This is a genomic window from Komagataeibacter melomenusus, from assembly GCF_013155395.1.
Classification (GTDB): domain Bacteria; phylum Pseudomonadota; class Alphaproteobacteria; order Acetobacterales; family Acetobacteraceae; genus Komagataeibacter; species Komagataeibacter melomenusus.
Map to the genome: position 1 here is coordinate 1 of NZ_JABJWC010000056.1, position 17,892 is coordinate 17,892.

Consider the following 17,892-nt stretch of genomic DNA (forward strand, 5'->3'; position numbering starts at 1 on the left):
CGGCTGGGGTGGCTGGGGCTGGCCCGGCTATTATGGCGCAGGCGCCGCAATGGGGGCTGCCGCGGCTAGTGCGAGCTACCGGGCCGCACCTGAAGTCTATAACGGCACGGGCAATAACGCGCCGGAAGACGACTCCGTCTATGACAAGGATCTGTCCACCCTGCTGGCACCCGCCCCGGCGCAGCCGCAGCCCGGCCCGCAGGGCAATGGCCAGCCTGCGCCGCAGCGCCCTCCGGCCTCGTGCCCCAAAGGGCAGGTCTATAACGACCTGACCGAGAGTTGCGACCGGCCCTGACGGGGGCGCCGTGGGTTAAATCATCAATGTGCCGGATGCCGCCTTTTTCCCCGAAGGCGGCGTTCTTTTGAAGCTTTTCCTGGCTTGCAGGCGGGCCCGGCCTCAGCCAGCAGGGGCTGCCGGGTTGCGCGGCAGCCAGCCGGCCAGTTCCTCGCGCACCAGGGTCTCGAGCAGGTCAATCGCATCGGGCGAATTATTCAGGCACGGGATCAGGGCCAGTTCCTTGCCGCCTGCCTTGATGAAGTCCTCCGCTGCCTCGTTGCCGATTTCATCGAGTGTTTCAATACAGTCGGAAATGAAGCCCGGCGTAATCACCGCAATGCGCTCGATACCCTGCGCAGGCAGCGACTCGATAAATGGCGCGGTATAGGGTTCCAGCCACTTGGCCGGGCCAAAGCGGGACTGGAAGGTAAGCGGCATCATCTGCGCGTCATACCCCATGGCGCGGCGCAGCGCGACGATGGTGCGCGCGCATTCATCGGCGTAGCTGTCGCCTTTTTCCACATATATTTTGGGCAGGCCATGGAAGGAGGCGACAATCATCTGCGGCTTGAAATCAAGCGTTTCGAGCCGGGCCGTGATCGAGCGCCCGAGGGCCGCGATATAGGCCGGATGATCGGGGAAGGCCGGCAGGGTGCGGATGGCGGGCTGGTTACGCAGCTGCATCAGCGCGCGAAACGCCTGGTCATTGGCCGTGGCCGTGGTGGTGGCGCTGTATTGCGGGTAAAGCGGGGCAAGCAGGATGCGATCACACCCCTGCGCCACCAGTTCATGCAACGCCTGTTTGATGGAAGGCTGGCCATAGCGCATGCCCCAGGCCACCGGCACGTCGTCGGCCGCCAGCCTTTGTGCCAGCATTTCCGCCTGGTCGCGCGTGTAGGTGCGCAGCGGGCTTTCATCACGGTCATGATGCCAGATGCGGTGATACGCCTCGCCCGACTTGCGCGGGCGGAAGGTCAGCACCGGGCCATACAGGATCGGCTTCCAGATCAGGGGGCTGGCTTCGATAATGCGCCGGTCTGACAGGAATTCGGCCAGATAGCGACGGACCGCGCCATAGCCGGTGCCATCGGGGGTACCAAGATTGCTCAACAGTACCCCGGTGCGCGGCGGCGCATCTTCATGCCCCGCCGCGCGTTTTACGGTAATGAATGTCATGCTCCGGCTGCTACAGGAAGCCGGAGAGGGATGCAAAGGAACAGCGGATCATACCCCTCCCCTGTGCCAGGGGCATCCTAACGCCGGGCGCGCACCCGGACCGGCTGCATGGCGCGCGCGGGGGCTGAACAGTAACGGGTGGCGGCAACAAGGCCCAGCAGGGCCAAAACGGGGGAAAGCATCTGGACAAAAGCGAACATCACGGTCCCTTTCCTGATCGGACACCTGTTACTCAACCGCGCCGATCGGGGCGGCGTCAATCAAAAAATATCGGCCTTGCGCGCAACCTTTACGCATTTGCCCATGAGCGAGGGCAGTGCCACGGCGCCATCGCCGGGGTAATGCACGCATCCCCGTGCCGCCATGCTGTTGGGAAAGGCCGCAATCGTGGCTGCGTACACATCCACCAGCAGCGTGAAATGGGTGAACACATGCTTCACCTGCCCCACCATGCGCCAGCGCGGTTGCATGCGGGGGGCTGTGGGCGCCTGCGCCAGGGCTTCCGCCTCGGGCCATGGCTCATCGCGCCAATGCGGCCCCGGCAGGCCCATCATGCCGCCGAGCAGCCCCTTTTCGGGGCGGCGGGCCAGCAGCAGGCCACCGGCTTCATCCACAAGGCAGAAATGCACGCCATGCCGCACGGGCCGCACGGCCTTGGGCGCGCGGCGCGGCAGGGTGGCGGCAATGCCCTGCGCATGGCCCGCGCAGGCATCGCGCCACGGGCACAGCACGCAGGCGGGGTTGCGCGGCGTGCAGATGCCGGCCCCAAGGTCGAACAGGGCCTGCGCGAAGTCGGAGGGGCGAGCTTTTGCCTGCGCATCGCCGTTCAGGGTCACGGCGCGGGCTGCAATGGCCTTGCGGGCGCCGGGCAGCGGGTCGGTCAGGGCAAACAGGCGGCTGGTCACGCGCTCCACGTTGCCATCCACCGGCACCACGGGGCGGCCAAAGGCGATGGCGGCAATGGCGGCTGCCGTATAGGCGCCGATTCCCGGCAGTTTCAGCAGTCCTTCCACCGTATCGGGAAAGGTGCCGCCCCGTGCGGCCACGGCCTTGGCGCAGGCATGCAGGTTGCGCGCGCGGGCATAGTAGCCAAGCCCCGCCCACAGCGCCATGACCCGGTCCTGCGGGGCGCGGGCCAGCGCCGTGACATCGGGGAAGGCAGCGAGGAAACGCTCGAAATAGGGCATGACCGCCGTAACCGTGGTCTGCTGGAGCATGATCTCGCTCAGCCACACCCGATAGGGATCAATGTTCTGGCCCGGCAGCGCACGCCATGGCAGAATGCGACGGTGCCGGTCATACCAGCGTAACAGATCGGTAGCACTAGGTAACACGGACCCGTTTATGACGAACCCGCCGCCCCGCAGCAAGAAAAAGAACGAATCCCCTGCGCCCGCCGAGCCGCCGCGCCGGGCCTTCCGCGCGCGGAGCATGGCGGCCCTGCTGCCGCAGATCAGCCAGCCGGTCTTTCGCAAGCAGTCGGCTGCCGCCGTGCAGGTCATGACGGACTGGGCGGATATTGTAGGCCCGCATCTGGCAGCACTCACCGTGCCGCGCAAGCTCTCGGCGGGCACGCTGACGGTAGGCTGCCAGGGGCCGGTGGCGATGGAACTGCAGCACCTCGCCCCCACCGTCATTGCCCGCATCAACACCACCTGCGGCACCGGCGTGGTCAAGCGGCTGAAAATGGTGCAGGACCTGCTGGCCCTGCCGCAGCAGGGCCGCCCCCCTGCCCCGCCGCGCACGCCGCCGCCGCCTGTGGACATTGACGACATGCCCGACGGCCCGCTGAAAGAGGCGCTGGCATCACTCGGCGGATGGCTCCGCGCCCGGCAGGGCCGCTGAAAAAACACCGCTTTAAAAAAAGCGGCACCCGAAAACTTTTATTTACAGGTGCAGGCATGCTGTCATGAAAACGCCCTGTTCCGGAGGTTTGCTGATGCACAACATCACGGAACGGTGAGGTATCGGGGCTGGATATCTGGCTGATCCGTGCCAATATCGGCTTGGCAATGGTACAAAAAAGGAACCCGTCAGATGCGTAAGTTGGCTCTCCTGCTGGCTGTATCCATGGGACTGTTTGGTGTTCTGCCCGCCCCGGCCGCCCATGCATGGGGTGGTGGCTGGCGCGGTGGCCCCGGCTGGGGCGGCGGCTGGCACCGTGGCTGGGGCTGGGGTGGCTTTGGCATGGGCATGGCCGCTGGCACGGCACTTGGCGTGGCCATGTCGCCCTATCGCTACCGGCCCTATGGCTACGGGTATGGCTATCCGGTTTACGGCTATCCGCCGCCCTACCCGGTCTATGCCTATCCGCCGCCGCCACCCCCGCCGCCTCCAGCCTATTACGGTTATTACCGCTAGAGCAGATCCCGTTTGAAGGACACAGTCGAACTGGTGAAGATGCTCGATAAACAATGAGTTAGGGCAGTTCCACTGAGTCAGAGTTCAGTGGAACTGCTCCACGAGCCGAGACGGATGAAAGTTTTGGGTAAAGCTTTTTACTTCTGTACAAAATAGCGATTCCTGATCACCCGCCACGTACGCAGCCCAGACCACGCATCCCCCAATGCACGGTGCTGCGTGCGGGGCCGTTATGCTTCAGCCTGCTCATGTCGCACCACGCGCCCAAGCGCCAGTCGCGCCTGCATGGCACGCTCGCATCAGCCATGCCTGCTCAAACGCCACTGCATTACTGACATCCCACGCCCTGTGCTGCCTGGGAAAACGGGGGCCATTACATGCCAGCCATATGCCAGAAATGGCGCTGGATGGGTTGGAAATCAGGGGAGCAGAACCGCAGGATCATGCCTCATGTCCCGACAGGGCAGGAAAGGATTGCATGCTCTCTCCCCTCCGCGCCGATGCGCTTGATACGTGCGTCCTGACACGCAGCCAGTACAGCATCATCATGGACCTGAAGGAAATTGATGGCCTGTAAGCGCATGGGCCGCGTGCGCGCCAACCCTGCCGCCACCCTGCCCGATCTGTGGCTTGAGGTTGAAACCATGGAGTACATGGCCGAGGGCCTGCTGCTGTACTGCCCCATGGCAACCGACCCGGACGGCACCACCACATTCGACCTTGATGACGTGCTGATGATCCTTGGGCGCTACGAGGATGTCACCACCATTCCCGGCTGGCTTGCGCCCGAACGCACGCTGTACCGCATTGACGCCAGCAGGCTGCTGCCAGATGAAGTCCAGCTTGACCCGGTCGAATACGACTGAATCCTCAGAACAACAGATAAAGCTCTTACAGGCTGCGGGCTGCCCGCACGAATTCACGAATCAACGCGGGCGACTTGATGCCGGGCGCGGTTTCCACCCCCGATGAGACATCCACCGCCCGCGCCCCGCTGCGGGCAACAGCCGCGCGCACGTTATCAGGCTGCAGGCCACCGGCCAGCATCCACGGCACGGGGGCCTGCCAGCCCCCGGTCAGGCTCCAGTCAAAGGCCCGGGCATTGCCGCCGGGACGCTGCGCGCCTGCGGGGGGGCGGGATTCAATCACCAGCCCATCCACGCTACAGCTTTGCGGCAGGTCGGCACGGGCGGCAATACCGGCGGCCAGCCACACCTTCACGCCAAAGCGGGCACGGATGGCGGCGGCACGGGCTGCGGTATCGTAAATCTGCACTCCATCAAGGGCGACCGTATCCAGCACGTGACGGATCTCATCATCGGTCGGGCGCACGAACAGGCCGATGGCACGGGGGCCATCATGCGGCAGGCGGCGCGCCAGCGGGGCGGCCTGCGCGGCCGTGACATGGCGGGGCGAGCGGCTGAAAAACACGAACCCCACCCAGTCGGCCCCGGCCACGCAGGCGGCATCCAGCCCTGCCCCGTCACGGATACCGCATATCTTGACCCTGACTGTCATTGTGGTCCTGCCGCTCCTTTAAGGTCTGAAAGTTTTCGAATGCCGCCGTTTTTCAAAAAAGCGGCGTTCTTTCAAAGCTTTTTGCAAAAAGCTTTACCAAAAACTTTTTTCAGGAGAGAGGCGCTTCCAGTTCGGCGGCAATCGCAGCCGCTGCCGCCGCAGGGTTGTCGGCGCGGGTAATGGGGCGGCCCACCACAATCCAGTCCGCCCCGGCAGCACTGGCCTGGGCCGGGGTCATGACCCGCTTCTGGTCGCCCAGGGCGCTGCCTGCGGGGCGGATGCCTGGCACCACCAGCACCGGCGCCGCACCAAGTGCCGCCCGCAGCGGCGCGATCTCGTGCGAGGAACAGACCAGCCCATCCGCGCCGGACTCCATGGCCAGCCTGCCAAGGCGCAGCACCTGTGCCTCCACGCTGCCCTGCACCCCGGTTTCATGCAGGGCGGCCGCGTCCATGCTGGTCAGCACGGTCACGGCCAGCAGCAACGGGCGGGCCCCTGCGGGAAAGGTCTCGTCGATCGCCTTGCGGGCGGCGGCGATCATGGCGCGGCCACCGCTGGCATGGATGGTGAGCATGGCAGGGCGGAGGGCCGCAAGGCTGCCAATGGCCGAGGCCACGGTGTTGGGAATGTCGTGCAGCTTGAGGTCAAGAAAGAGCGGGCTGTCGCCTGCCGCCCTGCGCACCGCATCAAGACCGCAGGCATAGGTGAACTCAAGCCCCAGCTTGACCATGCTGGCAGGCCCCGCCACCTGCTCGCGCCAGCTTATGGCCTGCGCGGTGTCCTTGGTGTCGAGGGCAACGATCAGGCGGGTGGACCGTCCATGGCTCATTGGCGGTGCTCCAGAGGCAGAAATGGCGTGTTGGTCAGGAATGCTCGGGCGACCTGGGCAGTGTGGGCGGCTCCGGGGTTGCCACGGGGGCTGGGGCCACCTCGGGCGCGGGCGGCGTCTCGACCGGCTGGGCGGCGGCATAGGCCTTGAGCATGGGGGAATTGGCCGGGGCCGATGTCAGGCCCGGCGGGCGGGCGGGCGCATCGGCCTCAGGCAGGCTGGCGCGCAGGGTGCGCAATTCCTGCTCGGCGCGGCGCGCGCGGCGGATCTGGCGCAGCACCACGACCCAGACACTGGCCGAGCCGGTGGCATAGAACAGGGCGGCCACCAGCAGTGCCAGCACGCCGGGCGATGACGTCCATTTCCACTGCAGCCATGACAGTTCCACGGGCGCCTGGTTGCAGGCCGCGAAAATGATCAATGCCACGGTCACGGGCAGGGTGATGAAAAGACGTATCATGATCCTGTTTCCCTACCCCCAACAACCAGTGCCTGCAAGAAAATCAATTCATGCGGCGCTGGCTTGATCGCGCGGCACGGGCATGGTTGCCTGTCATTCACACGGCGCAGGGAGCGGGGCAATGGGCAAGGTTGTCGTTTTTCGCAGCACGGCGCGGCGCGATGAATCCTGGGCTGTGGAAGCCCGCACCGGGCGCGAGACCTGCATCGCCAGCATCTATGCCACCCGTGCTGCGGCCGAGGCCGATTGCGTGTGGCGCAACCAGCAGGTCACGGCCTATCGCGCCTTTCTTGAGCGCAATGCGGTGGCGGTGCCGCAATACAGCATCCGCCCCTATCGCCGCGCGGACCTGCCCCGCGCCTGGCGGCCCCTGCCCGCGCTGGGCTTTCTGCACGGGCAATGCCACTCATGAATTGACTGAAAGTTTTTGGATGTCGCCTTTTTTTAAAAAGGCGGCGTTCTTTTGAAGCTTTTTGAAAAAAGCTTCACCAAAAACGTCTTCAGGTTTTTCCCTGCCCCAGCCTTCACTCACTCCCCGTGGGGTATGGTATAAAGCGCGCTCGGGCCCACGCCCGGCCACAAGCCGATTGCAGCAAACGGAGATTTCATGACCGCGACCGCCTCCCCCCTTTCTTCCGTTCTGGAACAGGCGGACCGCACGCTCGATGCGGCCCTTGAGCGGCTTTTTGCCTTCCTGCGCATTCCCAGCATCTCCACCCAGCCCGAACATGCCGATGACTGCCGGCGTGCCGCACAATGGCTGCGCGATGAACTCGATGGCCTCGGCTTTGACGTGACCCTGCACGAAACGCCCGGCCACCCCATTCTCACGGCCCATGACCGCACGCCACCCGCAGGCCCGCACGTGCTGTTCTATGGCCATTACGACGTGCAGCCCGTTGACCCGCTGGACCTGTGGGAAAGCGGGCCGTTCGAGCCGAAGCTGGTCACGGCAAAAGATGGCACGAAGCGCATCGTCGCCCGTGGAGCTTCGGATGACAAAGGCCAAGTCATGACCTTTATCGAGGCCATCCGCGCCATCCGCGCAACAGGCGGGCAGATGCCGGTGCGCATCTCGCTGCTGATCGAAGGCGAGGAAGAATGCGGCGGCCCCAGCCTGCTGCCCTTCATGGAAACGCACCGCGATGAACTGCGCGCCGATGTCGGCCTGATCTGCGATACCGCCATGCTGCCCGGCGTGCCCGCCATCACCACCACGCTGCGCGGCATGGTGGGCGAGGAGGTGCATCTGCGCTGCGCCACGCGCGACCTGCATTCGGGCATTTACGGCAATGCCGCACGCAACCCTGCCGAACTGCTGTGCAGGGTGCTGGGCACCCTGCGCGATGAGGCGACCGGCCGGGTCAGGCTGCCCGGCTTCTATGAGGGCGTGCAGGACCCGCCCCCCGCACTGCGCGCGCGCTGGCGCGCGATCGCGCCTGATGACGCGACCTTTCTGGGCGAGGTCGGGCTTTGCGTCCCGGCGGGTGAGCGCGGCTATACCGCCATCGAGCAGACATGGTGCCGCCCGAGCTTCGAGATCAATGGCATTTCCAGCGGTTATGCCGGCGCAGGCTTCAAGACCGTGCTCCCCGGCGAGGCCGTGGCCAAGGTCTCGTTCCGGCTGGTGGCGGGGCAGGACCCGGTGCATATCCGCCAGGCTTTCTGCGGCTATGTCCGCAACATGCTGCCCGCCGACTGCACGGTCACGTTCACGCCCTGCGGCGGGTCGGTGGCGAGCGCCCTGCCCGATGATGCCTTTGGCCTGCAATCCACCCTCAGGGCGCTGGGCGCGGAGTGGGATACGCCTGCGGTGACCATCGGCTGTGGCGGCTCGATTCCGGTGGCGGCCGACATGCAGCGCGTGCTGGGCATGCCCGCCCTGCTGGTGGGCTTTGCGCTCGATGATGACCGTGCGCATTCGCCCAACGAGAAATATGACCTGACCTCCTTCCACAAGGGCATGCGCTCGTGGATCCGCATCCTGCACGCCATGGCCACGACCGATGCCTGAAGCCACGCCTCCCCTTGCCCTGACCATGGGCGACCCGGCCGGGATCGGGCCGGAAATCACCGCAGGCGCCTGGCGGGCCATGCGGGCTGGCGCCACAGCCTTTGCCGTGCTGGGCGATGCGGCGCTGATCGGCCGCCATGGCATGCCCGTGCGCGAGATCGGCACGATCGGGGAAGCCGCAGGCGTGTTTGCCGATGCCGTGCCGGTGCTGCCGGTCACGCTGGCTGTACCCGCCGTGGCGGGCCAGCCGGACAGCCGCAATGCGGAGGCCATCACCACCTCCATCGCGCGTGCGGTGGAACTCGCCCGCCACGGGCACGCGGCAGGCGTGGTGACCAACCCCATCAGCAAGATCGTGCTCAAGAAGGCGGGCTTCGCCTATCCCGGCCATACGGAATACCTTGCCGCCCTGTGCAACGTGCCAGGGCGCGAGGTGATGATGCTCGCCTGCCCGGAACTGCGCGTGGTGCCGGTTACCATCCATGTCAGCCTGCGCCGCGCGCTTGATGACCTCACCACCGAAGGCATCATCGCCGCCACCCGCACCACCCATGCGGCCCTGATGCGTGATTTTGGCATTGCCCGCCCGCGCATTGCCCTGGCCGGGCTGAACCCGCATGCGGGCGAAGGCGGCACCATGGGCACGGAAGAACAGACCATCATCATCCCCGCCATGGAGGCCTTGCGCGCGCATGGCATGGATGTGAGCGGCCCGTGGCCCCCTGATACGATGTTCACCCCCGCCGCCCGCGCGCGCTATGACGTGGCGATGTGCATGTACCATGACCAGGCGCTGATCCCGCTCAAGACCATCGACATGACGCAGGGGGTCAACACCACGCTGGGGCTGCCGATCATCCGCACATCGCCCGATCACGGCACCGCCTTCGATATTGCAGGCCATGGCACGGCTGACCCGTCCAGTCTTGTCGCGGCCCTGCGCATGGCCATGCAGATGGCCGAACACAGGAACAGGTCATGAGCGCATCTTCTCCCGCCCCGATCCGGCTGGGCGTAAACATCGATCACGTCGCCACCGTGCGCAATGCACGCGGCGGCATGCATCCCGACCCGGTCAAGGCCGCCCTGCTGGCCCAGAAGTCAGGGGCTGACGGCATTACCGCCCACCTGCGCGAGGACCGCCGCCACATCCGCGATGCCGACCTTGAGCGCCTGCGCGCGGAACTCGCCATTCCGCTGAACATGGAAATGGCCGCGACCGAAGAAATGACTGCCATCGCCACCCGCCTGCGCCCCCATGCCTGCTGTCTGGTGCCCGAACGCAGGCAGGAAGTCACGACCGAGGGCGGGCTGGACGTGGCAGGCCTGGCCGCAACGCTGGCCCCGCGCATTGCACGGCTCAATGACGCGGGCATCCGTGTCTCCCTGTTCATCGACCCCGATGCCGCGCAGATTGAAGCGGCGGCAGGGCTGGGGGCCGCCGTGGTGGAACTGCATACCGGCGCCTATGCCGACGCGCCCAATGCCGATGCCCGCGCGGTTGAACTCGGCCGCCTGGCCACGGGTGCGGCCCATGCGGCCCATTGCGGGCTGGAAGTGCATGCCGGGCACGGCCTGACCTACGACAACGTGCCCCCCATCGCGGTGCTGCCACAGATCATGGAACTCAATATCGGGCACTTTCTGATCGGACAGGCCATTTTTGATGGACTGCCTACGGTCATTAGGCATATGAAGGCCGTGATCGCCGCAGCGCGGGACTGACAGGCCAGACAGGCGACCGGGCTGCGTGGCTGGCCATGAGGGGCAGCGCTGCCTGGCCACCCGTTACAAAATAGTACGAAAAACATGAGCAACGCAAACCCATCAGGCTGCATTATAATGGCCACTCGCCCGTTCCGTGGGCCTGGGGCGCACCAAGGGGCCGGCCCTTGTAGAATGTGGATGCTACAGTAAAAAGTCTTTCCATGGCGCATCTGGCCTGATCAGCAGGCGGCGTCTTCCACAAAACCGGGAAAATTTATCTTCAATGATGGACGGTAAGCGTATTGCGGTTGTTCTGCCCGCCTATAATGCCGCAAAGACTTTGCAGCAGACCTATGATGAAATTCCCCTCGATATCGTGGATGACATCATTCTGACCGATGACGCCAGCAAGGACGATACGGCTGAACTGGCCCGTTCGCTTGGCATCCATGTCATCGAACATGACCGCAACCGCGGTTACGGCGGCAACCAGAAGACATGCTATGAAAGCGCGCTGGCCCGTGGTGCCGACATCATCATCATGCTCCATCCTGACTACCAGTATTCGCCGCGCCTGATCCGGGCCATGGCGGCCATGCTGACCTCGGGGCATTATGATGTGGTCATTGCCTCGCGCATTCTGGGCAAGGGCGCGCTCAAGGGGGGCATGCCGCTGTACAAATATGTGGCAAACCGCATGCTGACCCTGACACAGAACATCCTGATGAACGCCAAGCTGTCCGAATACCATACCGGCTACCGCGGCTGGCGGCGTGAAGTGCTTGAAGCCCTGCCGCTTGACCTGTGCTCGGATGACTTCGTGTTCGACAACCAGATGCTGGCGCAGGTGGTGAATGCGGGCTTCCGCATTGGCGAGATTTCCTGCCCCACCCGTTACTTTGAGGAAGCCTCCTCCATCAATTTCCGCCGCAGCGTGAAATACGGGCTCGGCGTGCTGGGCACATCGGCCATCTACCGCCTCAACCGGATGGGCCTCTATCGCCATACCATCTTCAAAAAATGAACCAATCCCTGAAAACGGATGGAGAAGACGACCTTGATGGCGCACCGGACCGCGTCTCACGGATCAAGCTGTTCCTTCTTTTTTCGGTTTTTGCGCTGCTTGGCGGGGGCCTGCTGGTCGCGCGGCGCACCGGCCTGTCCCTCTCCATCCAGGACGTGCTTGCAGGCCTGCATGGCGACCGCGCCTGGCAGGGGTGGATCGTGTGCGAAGTGATCCAGATCCTTGTCGCACTCTGTGGCATCCTGCCCGCCTCGGCCACCGCCATGGGCATTGGCGCGGCCTATGGCATCGTCGATGGCTTTCTGCTCGCGGCGCCCGCCACCATGATCGGGGCCCTGCTGTCCTTTGTGCTGGCCCGCTCGTTCCTGCGTGGCTTCATCAACCGCCTGCTGCGCAAAAAGACATGGCTGGACAGACTTGATCATGTGCTCTCGGCGGAAGGGTGGAAAATTGCCTGCCTGTTCCGCCTCTCGCCCATCATGCCGTTTTCCCTCACCAGCTACGCGCTGGGCATGAGCGCGCTGTCCCTGCGCGATTACATGATCGGGACACTGGCCTCCCTACCCGCCCTGCTCGGCTATATCGCCATGGGCGCGCTGACCGCCCGCAGCCTGACATCGGTCAGCGGGGAAAGCGCATCATGGATCCACGCCGCCATCCTGATTGTCGGCGCCGCCGCCACCTTCGCGCTGGTCTGGCACCTCAACCGGGTCATATCGCGCATCCTGTCCACGGACCGGACGACCGCCTGAAAAACCAGACCCACGGGCAACGCGCTTGCAGAGATCATTGGCAGGCATGGCACCCGGCAGGCTGGACGCTTGATGTCTCTGGGTTCGGCCGGGAAATACCAGCACCCCCTCGTTCAATGGGCCGACATACCAGTCGGAGCTCTCATTTAGTCTCCTGACCTAATGCCAGCCCCGAAAATTATTTTGAACCTGATAATAATACCTGTTTCCATAAAATGGTTACAATAGGTTTTTCTTGATATGACTATTCAGCACCCTCATGAGGCGCTGGAAGTACGGGGCAGGCCTTCCTTCTCTGTTCAGCAGTATGCGTATCGTCAAGATACACGAGCCATCCAATCGCAGGCCATGCACGCAATCCGTAGCTATGGTCCTTTCCCCATCGCGCTACTTCACCACGCCACGAAGGGCCCTCCATGAAAGGATGGAAGATGAAGGGTTTGAAGTAATGATAGACCCCGAACAGGAGCATGACGGCCACAAGCACCCGGCAGACACGCTGTACCACCTGCCCCCCCGTAACCGCCAGGCACAGAACGGAGCAGGCCAGAAGGGACTGTCCCACAAACACATAACGTTCGGCAAAATAGGGTACAATGATCGTAACCGCCCCGTTCAAAGCGCCATACATGGCGGCAAAGGCATGGGTTGCCCCGGCCAGGGCCAGCCAGGCGGCTTCACGCGTGTTTTTATTGTACCAGGCCTGATAGAGGAACATGCCTGCGACAAGCGCCATCAGCGCAAGGGTCAGCACGATGAAACCATAAGGCGGATGGCCCGCAAGTTCATGTGCCTGCAGGGTCTGGCCTAACCTGTTGACAAAATGCTTGAACCCCATGAAAGGGTAGACAAAATAACGGACAAAAAAGGCCAGAATACAGTCATACAGGTTTGAATTATAGGTTCTGGTCTTGAATTTTCCAAAGAAGAACAGAACCTGTATGGCGCTGGCGCTGATGATGACCAGGCACTCGACAAGTCGGACCCTGCTCCGGTCAGCCAGCAGTCTGAGCACGAACAGCGGCCCTAGGCTTACCGCGCCCGGTCCACTCAGCGGCCCCAGGAAAAGCATGATCAGGCGCAGGTATTCCCGCCAGCCTGAACAGGTTTCAAAGGCAAGGATCAGGCCACAGCACAAGGCCAGATGAAACTGGGAATGCAGGCTCTGGGCTGAAACTTCCACTGATTGCGGCACAAGCAGCAGCAACGCAACAGCCACAAGTCGCACGCGGGGGGAAGCAAGCCACGCATCTTTCGCTGTCAGGAGCAGAAACGGCGCTCCCAGTTGAAAGAGCAGAGCAACAGACATCGTAACATAGGGGGCATACGCCAAAGGCACCAGATGACGCGCCAGCAATGTACTGGCATTGGCCACAATATTTATATAGCCGCCAAAAGAATAGAACAGTGCGTCATACCACGATGAATACCATGCTTTCTCAAAGAATACGCACCCTTCCTCCGCCACAAACCGGCCGCCATGCAGCAGGGCAGGAGAAAAATCGGATAAGATAACCATGGAAAAAACAGATAATGTTATCAATATAAAAAATCTGTTTTTAATTTTATCGCTCATGATAATACCATCTGATACAGCAACCCGTACATGTTCTTATTATTATGCTCCTGCCCGCGTGCGCACGGCTTTATGGCAAGAAACCCGCATCATGCCGCCATAAGGATGTCCCCCCCAAAAATGCCCTGAAGAACGCTGCCCGCGCGACAAAGCCAGCCCAAGCAGCTGTTTGCCGGGGGCATCCGTTCGCGCAGCGCCTGTGACATACATCGCGCCACCACGGCGAAGCGATCCTGCGCCAGTGCTTGCGTCAGATCACGAAAAGGGCCGGTTTTTCAGCCCCCCGTGCCCCCCACGGTCAGCCCGGTCATTTTAAGGGTCGGCTGGCCTACGCCCACCGGCACGCCCTGGCCTGCCTTGCCGCAGGTACCGATGCCGGGGTCAAGGGCAGGTTCGCCACCAATCATGGTCACCTTGGTCATGGCATCCGCGCCATTGCCGATCAGGGTGGCGCCGCGCACCGGGGATGTGATCTTGCCATCCTCGATCATGTAGGCTTCGGATGCGGCAAACACGAACTTGCCCGAGGTGATATCCACCTGCCCGCCGCCAAAATTGACAGCATACAGCCCGCGCTTCGTGCTGCGGATCATGTCCTCGGTCGTGGCATCGCCGCCGAGCATGATGGTGTTGGTCATGCGCGGCATAGGCGCATGGGCATAGGACTGGCGGCGGCCATTGCCGGTGGGGGCCACCCCCATCAGGCGGGCATTGAGGCGGTCCTGCAGGTAGCCGGTCAGGATGCCGTCCTCGATCATGACCGTGCGGCCCGTCGGCGTGCCTTCATCATCAATGGTCAGGCTGCCGCGCCGCTCGGGAATGGTGCCATCATCCACCACGGTCACGCCGGGGGCCGCCACGCGCTGGCCCATCAACCCGGCGAAGGCGGACGTGCCCTTGCGGTTGAAATCGCCCTCAAGCCCATGGCCCACGGCCTCATGCAGCAGGATGCCGGGCCAGCCAGCACCCAGCACCACCTCCATCTCGCCCGCGGGGGCGGGGCGGGCATCAAGATTGACCAGCGCCATGCGCAGGGCCTCGTCCACCGCGTTCTTCCACACTTCGGGGGCCAGCAGGCGGCTGTAGGCATAACGCCCGCCCAGCCCGTGACCGCCGCTTTCGCGCCGCCCGTCGTGCTCCACCACCACCGACACGTTCAGCCGCACCAGCGGGCGGATATCGGCCATGCGCTGCCCGTCGGGCCGCAGGATCTGGATGGCCTGCCACTCCGCCGAGATCGAGGCCATCACCTGCACCACGCGCGGGTCACGTGCGCGGGCATAGGCATCAAGCTCCGACAGCATGGCCGCACGCGCGGCGAATTCGCCCTCCGCCAGCGGGTTGATGTCGGGGTAGAGGCGATGGTTGGTTGAACGCGGTCCGGCCGCCAGCGTGCCTGAACGACCCGCGCGCACCTGGCTTACGGTCTCGGCCGCGCGGCGGATCGCGCTTTCGCTGATCTCATCGGAATGGGCGAAGCCGGTTTCCGCCTCCAGCACGGCACGCAGGCCAAAGCCTGATGACGTATCGAAGGTGGCGGAGCGGATGACGCCTTCATCGAGGGAAATACCCTCGCTTTCACGATATTCCAGGAAAAGCTCGCCATCATCCATCCCCTCGAGCGCCTGCTGCACAAGGCGCTCGGCATCGGGGCGGCCCAGGCGGGCGCCAGCGCGTTCAAAGAACAGGGCATCAGTTGCGGCCAGCGGGGTGAGACCCTGAAGGGATGAGGGCATGAAAGGACGACTCCGGGTTGGCGGAACAGGAAAAAACACGAACGCTCAGGCCGCGCAGGCCGGAAGGGCACATAGCATAGCCGGTTTTGCACCCTATGGAAAAGCAGGCACATGTTCATGACAGCCACCATGCCTGAAAATGAACTTCCCTCCATCTACAGGGTTTCCCTTTGTGGTAGGCAGGCAAGGCAGGGCATGTTGGACGGATCATATTTATCTTTATTATTATCTGGAGAATTGGCGTCTCGTGAAAGTTTTACTCCTGTGCGGTTCAAACCTGTCCCGGTCCGCGCCCCGCCAGGCCGGGCTCGTGCTCGCCAGCGTCCTTTATGCGGGCACGCCCGCCCTGGCCCAGACAGCGCCTGAATCCACACAGGCCACGCCCGGCGTCCAGACTCCCGCTGCCATCCCGTCCGCGCCCACCGGCACGGAACGGACAGCAGCGGCACCGTCCGCGCCCGCCGCCAGCCCGGACACGGCGGAGGAGCAGATCTATTCGGTGCCAACACCCGAACCGCTTTCGGGGAGCGGAAGCATGCCACCTGCACCAGTCGCCACCACGCCACCCGCAGGCCCCACGCCGGGCAACGCTGCTCCAGCGCCCGTGCCCCCTGCACCGCAGGACAGCGCCCCCCCGGCCAGCACGCCCACGGCCGCGCCAGGACCAGCTAGCACCGACCATGCCGATGCCGCCCCGCCGGGCACAGACCCCGCGCAGGTCATGCACAAGGATGGCCCGGCATCGAGCGGCAGCAGCCCGGTCCCGCCTGCCACTGCCCTCCTGTCCGACGCGGCAGCGCCCGCGGCCCTGGCCCAGGACCTGCGCCCGCCCTCGATCGCACTCGACGGCCTGTTCCAGGCCATTGGCGAGGCGCATATCTACACCGATGCCAAGACCGCGGCCGACGCCATACCCGATGAAGCGCCCGCCGACCTGATGGCGCAGTACAACCTTGCCCGCCAGCGCCCCGATTTCTCGCTCAAGGATTTCGTGGCCCAGCACTTCACCCTGCCCGAGCGCAAGACCGTGTCTTACCAGCGCACGCCCGATGAAAACGTGCGCGACTACATCGTGGGCATGTGGGAAGTGCTCAGCCGCCCGCCCGACACGCAGGTGGCCTATTCCTCGCAACTGCCGCTCCCCTTCACCTACGTGGTGCCCGGTGGCCGTTTCAGTGAGCTGTATTACTGGGACAGCTACTTCACCATGATCGGGCTGTACGAAAACCAGAAGATCGACCTCATGCGCGACATGGTGCGCGACATGGCCTCGATGATCGACCGGTACGGCCATATCCCCAACGGCAGCCGCACCTATTACCTCAGCCGCTCGCAGGCACCGTTCTTCTCGCTGATGGTCGACCTGCTGGCCATGCATGACGGGCAGGTGGCCTACACCACCTTCCTGCCCGAACTGCAGGCGGAATACGACTACTGGATGGACGGGCAGGATTCGGTCGCCCCCGGCGGCGCCTACCGCCACGTGGTGCGCCTGCCCGATGGCACGATCATGAACCGCCACTGGGATGACCGCGACACTCCGCGTGATGAAAGCTACCCGCAGGACATCGCCACGGCCGCCGAATCCGGCCGCCCCAAGAACGAGGTGTACCGCGACCTGCGCGCAGGCTCCGAGACGGGGTGGGACTTCAGTTCGCGCTGGCTGGCGGACGGGCATACGCTCTCCACCATCCACACCACCGAACTGCTGACCGTGGAACTCAATTTCCTCATCCCGCACCTGCAGCAGACCCTGGCCCACGCCTATGACCTGAAGGGCAACAAGGAAGAAGCGGCCCGCTACGCGCATCTGGCCGAAGAGCGCATCAATGCCGCACAGCGCATCCTGTGGGATGAGCGCCGCGCGGCCTATATCGATTATGACTGGAAGAAGGGTGAATCGACCTCCATCCTGTCAGGCGCAACCGTCGTGCCGCTGTTTTTGCAGATGGCGACACCCGAGCAGGCCAGGGCCGTATCGGAAACCGTGCGCAAGAACCTGCTCAAGGTGGGCGGCCTGATCGCCACCGAGCGCACCAATAGCGGCCAGCAGTGGGATGCCCCCAATGGCTGGGCCCCACTGCAGTGGATGGCGGTCAAAGGCTTCAACCAGTATGGCTATGACCAGCTTGCCAGCGACATCGCGGCGCGCTGGATGGGCCGCGTGATCGGCACCTACGAAAAATCGGGCGTGCTGCTGGAAAAATATGACGTGGTCAATCCCTATATCAGCCCCAAGGGCGGCAAGGGTGGCGGCGAATACCCGATGCAGATCGGCTTTGGCTGGACCAATGGCACGCTGCTCGGCCTGATGAACCGCTACCCGCAGAATACCCGCGTGGTGCTTGACCGCAACCCGGCGGCGGACCAGCCATCCCCCCAGCCCCTGCCCCCCATGAATGCCTATGGCGTGCAGAGCGATGCCGATGCGCTGAACCGCTACACCCAGCCCACCGTAACCC

General features: G+C 63.9%; 19 protein-coding genes and 1 pseudogene. 11 read left to right on the plus strand and 9 right to left on the minus strand.

Annotated elements, in window-relative coordinates; translation table 11 throughout:
- A pseudogene (locus HNW77_RS15200) lies at window positions 1–295 on the plus strand (hypothetical protein); the annotation flags it as partial.
- A gap of 102 nt (window positions 296–397) precedes the next feature.
- On the opposite strand, the gene hemH reads toward HNW77_RS15200, so the two are convergent.
- The 3 genes from hemH to mutY form a co-directional block, all read right to left on the minus strand.
- Window positions 398–1,453: a ferrochelatase gene (gene hemH / locus HNW77_RS15205; RefSeq protein WP_172158766.1), complete on the minus strand. Its 1,056-nt coding sequence runs from the start codon at window positions 1,451–1,453 to the stop codon at window positions 398–400.
- 77 nt (window positions 1,454–1,530) lie between these two features.
- Entirely contained in the window at window positions 1,531–1,653 is a 123-nt protein-coding gene (locus HNW77_RS18005; RefSeq protein ID WP_275942159.1) for a hypothetical protein, read from the minus strand.
- Between the two features lie 60 nt (window positions 1,654–1,713).
- Complete coding sequence (gene mutY / locus HNW77_RS15210; protein WP_276592053.1) at window positions 1,714–2,787, minus strand: A/G-specific adenine glycosylase; 1,074 nt, start codon at window positions 2,785–2,787, stop codon at window positions 1,714–1,716.
- Between the two features lie 10 nt (window positions 2,788–2,797).
- Here mutY and HNW77_RS15215 point away from each other — a divergent pair, with 10 nt between their 5' ends.
- From HNW77_RS15215 to HNW77_RS15225, 3 genes are all read left to right on the plus strand, one after another.
- On the plus strand, window positions 2,798–3,298 hold the full coding sequence (locus HNW77_RS15215; protein WP_172158769.1) for a DciA family protein: 501 nt from the start codon (window positions 2,798–2,800) through the stop codon (window positions 3,296–3,298).
- A gap of 192 nt (window positions 3,299–3,490) precedes the next feature.
- On the plus strand, window positions 3,491–3,814 hold the full coding sequence (locus HNW77_RS15220) for a hypothetical protein (protein ID WP_172158771.1): 324 nt from the start codon (window positions 3,491–3,493) through the stop codon (window positions 3,812–3,814).
- Window positions 3,815–4,380: 566 nt separating this feature from the next.
- A complete protein-coding gene (locus HNW77_RS15225) occupies window positions 4,381–4,680 on the plus strand; it encodes a hypothetical protein (RefSeq protein ID WP_172158772.1) in 300 nt (99 codons plus the stop codon).
- A 25-nt stretch (window positions 4,681–4,705) separates the two neighbouring features.
- Here the strand turns inward: HNW77_RS15225 and HNW77_RS15230 are convergent, their stop codons facing one another.
- From HNW77_RS15230 to HNW77_RS15240, 3 genes are all read right to left on the minus strand, one after another.
- On the minus strand, window positions 4,706–5,332 hold the full coding sequence (locus tag HNW77_RS15230) for a phosphoribosylanthranilate isomerase (RefSeq protein WP_172158774.1): 627 nt from the start codon (window positions 5,330–5,332) through the stop codon (window positions 4,706–4,708).
- A gap of 109 nt (window positions 5,333–5,441) precedes the next feature.
- On the minus strand, window positions 5,442–6,161 hold the full coding sequence (gene pyrF / locus HNW77_RS15235) for an orotidine-5'-phosphate decarboxylase (protein ID WP_172158775.1): 720 nt from the start codon (window positions 6,159–6,161) through the stop codon (window positions 5,442–5,444).
- 34 nt (window positions 6,162–6,195) lie between these two features.
- Window positions 6,196–6,621 (minus strand): LapA family protein, encoded by a 426-nt coding sequence (locus tag HNW77_RS15240; RefSeq protein ID WP_241694515.1) that lies wholly within the window; start codon window positions 6,619–6,621, stop codon window positions 6,196–6,198.
- A 121-nt stretch (window positions 6,622–6,742) separates the two neighbouring features.
- Here HNW77_RS15240 and HNW77_RS15245 point away from each other — a divergent pair, with 121 nt between their 5' ends.
- Window positions 6,743–7,033 carry a hypothetical protein gene (locus HNW77_RS15245; RefSeq protein ID WP_172158777.1) on the plus strand — a complete coding sequence of 97 codons (291 nt, stop codon included), beginning with the start codon at window positions 6,743–6,745 and terminating at the stop codon, window positions 7,031–7,033.
- On the opposite strand, the gene HNW77_RS18010 is transcribed toward HNW77_RS15245, so the two are convergent.
- The gene (locus HNW77_RS18010) at window positions 7,028–7,153 is read right to left on the minus strand and encodes a hypothetical protein (RefSeq protein WP_275942160.1); all 126 of its coding nucleotides are present in this window, start codon (window positions 7,151–7,153) and stop codon (window positions 7,028–7,030) included. The two genes, HNW77_RS15245 and HNW77_RS18010, sit on opposite strands and share 6 nt — an antisense overlap.
- 75 nt (window positions 7,154–7,228) lie before the next feature.
- On the opposite strand from HNW77_RS18010, the gene HNW77_RS15250 reads away from it, so the two are divergent.
- From HNW77_RS15250 to HNW77_RS15270, 5 genes are all read left to right on the plus strand, one after another.
- Window positions 7,229–8,635: a M20/M25/M40 family metallo-hydrolase gene (locus tag HNW77_RS15250; protein ID WP_172158779.1), complete on the plus strand. Its 1,407-nt coding sequence runs from the start codon at window positions 7,229–7,231 to the stop codon at window positions 8,633–8,635.
- Entirely contained in the window at window positions 8,628–9,617 is a 990-nt protein-coding gene (gene pdxA, locus HNW77_RS15255; protein WP_172158780.1) for a 4-hydroxythreonine-4-phosphate dehydrogenase PdxA, read from the plus strand. Before HNW77_RS15250 ends, pdxA begins: the two co-directional genes overlap by 8 nt.
- Window positions 9,614–10,360, plus strand: coding sequence for a pyridoxine 5'-phosphate synthase (locus HNW77_RS15260; RefSeq protein WP_172158782.1), 747 nt, complete (start codon window positions 9,614–9,616; stop codon window positions 10,358–10,360). The genes pdxA and HNW77_RS15260 overlap by 4 nt, the downstream gene beginning before the upstream one ends.
- A gap of 265 nt (window positions 10,361–10,625) precedes the next feature.
- Window positions 10,626–11,366 carry a glycosyltransferase family 2 protein gene (locus HNW77_RS15265; protein WP_172158783.1) on the plus strand — a complete coding sequence of 247 codons (741 nt, stop codon included), beginning with the start codon at window positions 10,626–10,628 and terminating at the stop codon, window positions 11,364–11,366.
- On the plus strand, window positions 11,363–12,118 hold the full coding sequence (locus HNW77_RS15270; RefSeq protein WP_172158785.1) for a TVP38/TMEM64 family protein: 756 nt from the start codon (window positions 11,363–11,365) through the stop codon (window positions 12,116–12,118). Before HNW77_RS15265 ends, HNW77_RS15270 begins: the two co-directional genes overlap by 4 nt.
- A gap of 244 nt (window positions 12,119–12,362) precedes the next feature.
- On the opposite strand, the gene HNW77_RS15275 is transcribed toward HNW77_RS15270, so the two are convergent.
- Both HNW77_RS15275 and tldD read right to left on the minus strand, forming a co-directional pair.
- On the minus strand, window positions 12,363–13,694 hold the full coding sequence (locus HNW77_RS15275) for a hypothetical protein (RefSeq protein ID WP_187353282.1): 1,332 nt from the start codon (window positions 13,692–13,694) through the stop codon (window positions 12,363–12,365).
- 275 nt (window positions 13,695–13,969) lie between these two features.
- The gene (gene tldD, locus HNW77_RS15280) at window positions 13,970–15,430 is read right to left on the minus strand and encodes a metalloprotease TldD (RefSeq protein ID WP_172158786.1); all 1,461 of its coding nucleotides are present in this window, start codon (window positions 15,428–15,430) and stop codon (window positions 13,970–13,972) included.
- Between the two features lie 721 nt (window positions 15,431–16,151).
- Here tldD and treF point away from each other — a divergent pair.
- Window positions 16,152–17,892 (plus strand): alpha,alpha-trehalase TreF (gene treF / locus HNW77_RS15285; protein WP_172158787.1); only part of this gene is annotated, 1,741 nt, incomplete at its 3' end.